2 protein-coding genes and 1 pseudogene are annotated in these 2,491 nt (G+C 77.1%); all 3 read right to left on the bottom strand.

Annotated features, from left to right (window positions below; genetic code table 11):
* Nucleotides 1-111 precede the first annotated feature (111 nt).
* Nucleotides 112-414 carry a hypothetical protein gene (locus tag GTW08_RS02720; RefSeq protein ID WP_073577602.1) on the bottom strand — a complete coding sequence of 101 codons (303 nt, stop codon included), beginning with the start codon at nucleotides 412-414 and terminating at the stop codon, nucleotides 112-114.
* Nucleotides 414-1,748 (bottom strand): acyclic terpene utilization AtuA family protein, encoded by a 1,335-nt coding sequence (locus GTW08_RS02715; RefSeq protein WP_073577601.1) that lies wholly within the window; start codon nucleotides 1,746-1,748, stop codon nucleotides 414-416. The genes GTW08_RS02720 and GTW08_RS02715 overlap by 1 nt, the downstream gene beginning before the upstream one ends.
* Nucleotides 1,745-2,491 (bottom strand): annotated as a pseudogene (locus GTW08_RS02710) (SLC13 family permease); the annotation flags it as partial. The pseudogene GTW08_RS02710 and the gene GTW08_RS02715, both read right to left, overlap by 4 nt.

Raw genomic sequence — 2,491 nt, 5'->3', positions numbered from 1 at the left:
CCCGGCTGCGGGCGGGCCGGGTGCCGGTCCTGGGCCGGGCGACGGTGGAGGTGCTGCTGCCGGCCGCCGCGACCGGGACGGCCGCCACGCTGACCCACACCGCCTGACCCCTCACCCGAGCTCGGCCCCGGCCAGGTGCGAGGACAGGGTCTTGCCGTGGCCGTCGAGGGTCAGCGACCCGGTGACGCCCCCGGCCAGCACGCCGGGGACCCGGAAGACCAGTGCGGGCAGACCGGGGACCTCGTGCCGGTCCACCGGGCCGGTCACCGCGGGGCCGAACCGGGCGCGGACGACGTCGGCGGTCAGCCGCGAGCGCAGCACCTCCCAGGCGGCGTCGTCGCGCGGCACGACGACCAGCATGAGCGTGTCACCCTTGTCGCCGGCCCGGACGTCGGCCAGGTCGTCGACGCGCATCAGCGCACCTCCTCGACGTCGACACGGGGCCGCACGAGGTCCCGGTCGAGCAGGCAGGACCGCACGACGACCTGTTCGGTCACCGCGGACCGTGCTCCTCCGCCGGCCGCGGGCCCGTTGGTGTAGAGCGACTCGACCTCCCACCCGACGAGCCCCGCCCTCTCCCGGTCGGGCGCACGGGCCGCGACGCGCAGCCGCACCTCCACCGGGTCGCCGGGCCCCGCGAGCCCGCGGTGCGCGGCGCCCGCCCCGAGGTACTCGACCTCCACGTCGCCGTCGTCGAATCCGTGCACCTCGCGCAGGCGTTCCCGCACGACGTCACCGGCCAGCCGGGCCCGGTCCAGGCACCGCGGACCGGCATAGCTGATCTGGCCATCGCCCACCCAGCCGCCGCGGTAGCCGAGCGTCACCTTCAGCCGGTCCGGCCGGGCCCGCCCGGACGCCCCCGACACCCGTACCCGGTCCGGGCCGGTCTCGTCGAACACGACCCCGGAGAAGTCCGCGACGACGTCCGGGGTGACGTAGGACGACGGGTCGTCGACCTCGTAGAGCAGCTGCTCGGTGCAGGTGCGCCGGTCGAGCCGGCCACCGTCGCGGGGGAGCTTCCCCAGCACGACCCCGCCGTCGCGGCCGACGTCGGCGAAGGGGAACCCCAGCCGCGCCAGGCCCGGCACCGGCTTGGTCGGCGGGTCGGCGAAGTAGCCGCCGGTGAGCTGCCCGGCGCACTCCAGCAGGTGGCCGACCACGGTGCCGGTGGCGGTGGCGGCGGGGTCGCCGGCATCCCAGCCGAGGCTGTGGCGCAGCGTCCCCAGGTAGAGCGAGGGGTCGGCCACCCGCCCGGTCACGACGAGGTCCGCCCCCGCCCCGAGCGCCTCGGTGACCGGCTCGGCGCCGAGGTAGGCGTGCGCGGAGACCGGCACGGGCCCGTCCGAAACCGGCCGCCCGGTGCCGTCGACGAACGGGTCCGCCGCGAGCACCGCGTCCAGCACGTCGTCGCCGGTCACGACGCCGACCCGCACCGGCCCGCAGCCGGTCCGCCGGACGACACCGGCGGCGACGCGGGCGGCCGCCACCGGGTGCGCGGCACCGGAGTTGGTGACGATCCCGGTCCCCCGCGAGCGGGCGGCGGGCAGGACCGCGTGCAGCCGCGCGGCCAGCAGCGGGTCGTACCCGCTGTCCGGGTCGGTCAGGCGGCGCAGCGTGCCCGCGGCGACCGTCCGCTCGCCGAGGCACTCGAAGACGATGTGGTCGAGGTCCCCGTGCTCGACCAGGCGCACCGCGGGGTCGATGCGGTCCCCGGCGAAGCCCGCGCCGGCGCCGATCCGCGTCCTCATGCGAGCGCCACCGCCCCGGTCAGCAGAGCGACCGCGAGCATGACGAGGCTGATCAGCCACGCCCAGCCGAACAGCGCGCGGATGTGCCGGCCGATGTCGACCCCCGCCAGGCCGACGAGCAGGTAGAACGAGCCCGTCATCGGGCTGATCGGGAAGCCCACGGTCTCCTGCCCGACGATGGACGCGCGGGCGAGGTCCGCGGCCGCGACGCCGAACTCGGCGCCGACCCCGGTCAGGACCGGGAGCACGCCGAAGTAGTAGGCGTCCGGGCCGAACAGCAGGCTCAGCGGAACCCCGAGGACGCCGACGACCAGCGGGAGCGCGCCACCGAGCCCGGTGGGCACGGCGCCCGCGACGGCCGCGGCCATGCCGTCGATCATGCCGGTTCCCTCCAGGACGCCCAGGAACGCCCCGGCCGCCAGCAGGGTGGAGGCCATCAGCATGGCGCCGCGGGCCTGGGCGTTGATCCGCTCGGTCTGCTCCTCCAGCCCCGGGAAGTTGACCACCAGGGCGAGGATCGCCGCGCACAGGAACACCGCCTCGGGCGGGGCGAGCCCGCTCACCAGGGCCGCCACCGTGAGCACGGTCAGCGCGACGTTCACCGCCGTCCGGACCGGCCCGACCGGCGCGGCCGGGGCCTCACCCGCCGGGCCGGGCCGCCCGGCGGAGTCCGGGTCACCAGCCGTGTGACCGGCCGTGTCACCCGTGGCATCGCCCCCGGCGTCCCCGGTCCCGGCGCCGCC

Source organism: Pseudonocardia sp. SID8383 (assembly GCF_009864975.1).
GTDB lineage: Bacteria > Actinomycetota > Actinomycetes > Mycobacteriales > Pseudonocardiaceae > Pseudonocardia > Pseudonocardia alni.
Note: the sequence above shows the minus strand (reverse complement) of the source record. Positions and strands in the feature narration are given on the sequence as shown.